This window comes from Burkholderia sp. AU33803 (assembly GCF_002223095.1).
GTDB lineage: Bacteria > Pseudomonadota > Gammaproteobacteria > Burkholderiales > Burkholderiaceae > Burkholderia.
Genome location: NZ_NKFJ01000010.1, coordinates 1 through 3,100 on the forward strand (window position 1 = coordinate 1; position 3,100 = coordinate 3,100).

The window sequence follows — 3,100 nt, forward strand, 5'->3', positions numbered from 1 at the left end:
AATGCAAAAACCCCCGCCTTTCGGGCGGGGGTTCTTGGCTTAGGGAGCCTGACGATTACCTACTTTCACACGGGAATCCGCACTATCATCGGCGTAGAGTCGTTTCACGGTCCTGTTCGGGATGGGAAGGGGTGGGACCGACTCGCTATGGTCATCAGGCAAAGAGGGTTGTTGCGCTGGCTTCGCAGCACAACCAATCTTGGAAGAAGCAGTAATTTTGAGTTGTGTGTATCACACACGAGAATCCAACTTGTCGCTTTGGATCGCAGCCAGTGCTTGCGCACGGCGCCGATCTACAAGGCAGACTTGTTATAGGATCAAGCCTTACGGGCAATTAGTATCAGTTAGCTGAACGCATTACTGCGCTTACACACCTGACCTATCAACGTCCTGGTCTCGAACGACCCTTCAAGGGGATCTAGTCCCCAGGGATATCTCATCTTAAGGCGAGTTTCCCGCTTAGATGCTTTCAGCGGTTATCTCTTCCGAACATAGCTACCCGGCGATGCCACTGGCGTGACAACCGGTACACCAGAGGTTCGTCCACTCCGGTCCTCTCGTACTAGGAGCAGCCCCCTTCAAATATCCAACGCCCACGGCAGATAGGGACCAAACTGTCTCACGACGTTTTAAACCCAGCTCACGTACCTCTTTAAATGGCGAACAGCCATACCCTTGGGACCGGCTACAGCCCCAGGATGAGATGAGCCGACATCGAGGTGCCAAACACCGCCGTCGATATGAACTCTTGGGCGGTATCAGCCTGTTATCCCCAGAGTACCTTTTATCCGTTGAGCGATGGCCCTTCCATACAGAACCACCGGATCACTATGACCTGCTTTCGCACCTGCTCGACTTGTCGGTCTCGCAGTTAAGCACGCTTATGCCATTGCACTATCAGCACGATTTCCGACCGTACCTAGCGTACCTTCGTACTCCTCCGTTACGCTTTGGGAGGAGACCGCCCCAGTCAAACTGCCTACCATGCACTGTCCCCGACCCGGATCACGGGCCAAGGTTAGAACCTCAAACAAACCAGGGTGGTATTTCAAGGACGGCTCCACCGAAACTAGCGTTCCGGTTTCATAGCCTCCCACCTATCCTACACAGATCGGTTCAAAGTCCAATGCAAAGCTACAGTAAAGGTTCATGGGGTCTTTCCGTCTAGCCGCGGGTAGATTGCATCATCACAAACACTTCAACTTCGCTGAGTCTCGGGAGGAGACAGTGTGGCCATCGTTACGCCATTCGTGCAGGTCGGAACTTACCCGACAAGGAATTTCGCTACCTTAGGACCGTTATAGTTACGGCCGCCGTTTACCGGGACTTCAATCAAGAGCTTGCACCCCATCATTTAATCTTCCGGCACCGGGCAGGCGTCACACCCTATACGTCCACTTTCGTGTTTGCAGAGTGCTGTGTTTTTATTAAACAGTCGCAGCCACCAGTTTATTGCAACCCCTTCACCCTCCTGGCGCAGGCCAGTCAAGCTACAAGGGCGTACCTTATCCCGAAGTTACGGTACCAATTTGCCGAGTTCCTTCTCCCGAGTTCTCTCAAGCGCCTTAGAATACTCATCTCGCCCACCTGTGTCGGTTTGCGGTACGGTCATCGTTAGACTGAAGCTTAGAGGCTTTTCTTGGAACCACTTCCAATTGCTTCGCTCCCTAAGGAGCTCGCGCCACACCCTTGAATTGCGCACCCGGATTTGCCTAAGTGCCTTCTCCAATGCAGCGACCGGGACTTCCAACACCCGGACAACCTTCCGCGATCCGTCCCCCCATCGCATCTAACAATGGTGCAGGAATATTGACCTGCTTCCCATCAGCTACGCATTTCTGCCTCGCCTTAGGGGCCGACTCACCCTACGCCGATGAACGTTGCGTAGGAAACCTTGGGCTTACGGCGAGGGGGCCTTTCACCCCCTTTATCGCTACTCATGTCAGCATTCGCACTTCTGATACCTCCAGCATCCCTTCCGAGACACCTTCGCAGGCTTACAGAACGCTCTCCTACCATGCGTGCAAAGCACGCATCCGCAGCTTCGGTATATAGCTTAGCCCCGTTACATCTTCCGCGCAGGACGACTCGATCAGTGAGCTATTACGCTTTCTTTAAAGGGTGGCTGCTTCTAAGCCAACCTCCTGACTGTTTTAGCCTTCCCACTTCGTTTCCCACTTAGCTATATTTGGGGACCTTAGCTGGCGGTCTGGGTTGTTTCCCTCTTGACACCGGACGTTAGCACCCGATGTCTGTCTCCCGTGATTGCACTCTTCGGTATTCGGAGTTTGCTATGGCGGGGTAATCTGCAATAGACCCCCCAACCATGACAGTGCTCTACCCCCGAAGGTGAGACACGAGGCACTACCTAAATAGTTTTCGGAGAGAACCAGCTATTTCCAAGTTTGTTTAGCCTTTCACCCCTATCCACAGCTCATCCCCTAACTTTTCAACGTTAGTGGGTTCGGACCTCCAGTACGTGTTACCGCACCTTCATCCTGGCCATGGATAGATCACTTGGTTTCGGGTCTACGCCCAGCAACTGAACGCCCTATTCGGACTCGCTTTCGCTACGCCTGCCCTATACGGTTAAGCTTGCTACTGAACGTAAGTCGCTGACCCATTATACAAAAGGTACGCCGTCACCCCTTACGAGGCTCCGACTGTTTGTATGCATGCGGTTTCAGGATCTATTTCACTCCCCTCCCGGGGTTCTTTTCGCCTTTCCCTCACGGTACTGGTTCACTATCGGTCGATCACGAGTATTTAGCCTTGGAGGATGGTCCCCCCATCTTCAGACAGGATTTCACGTGTCCCGCCCTACTTGTCGCACACCTAGTTCTTTCATACTGTTTTCGCCTACAGGGCTATCACCTGCTATGGCCGCACTTTCCAGAGCGTTCGGCTAACAATACAAATAAAGAGTGCAAGGCTCATCCCATTTCGCTCGCCACTACTTTGGGAATCTCGGTTGATTTCTTTTCCTGCGGTTACTTAGATGTTTCAGTTCACCGCGTTCGCTTCGCATGGCCTATGTATTCAGCCATGGATACTCCAAAAGGAGTGGGTTTCCCCATTCGGACATCTACGGATCAAAGCT

The 3,100-nt window shown here is 52.8% G+C and carries 2 rRNA genes; both read right to left on the reverse strand.

The features are described 5' to 3' along the window. Nucleotides 1–46 precede the first annotated feature (46 nt). Nucleotides 47–159, reverse strand: a 5S ribosomal RNA gene (gene rrf / locus CFB41_RS36960). A 154-nt stretch (nucleotides 160–313) separates the two neighbouring features. After that, nucleotides 314–3,100: ribosomal RNA gene (locus tag CFB41_RS36965) — 23S ribosomal RNA — on the reverse strand; the annotation flags it as partial.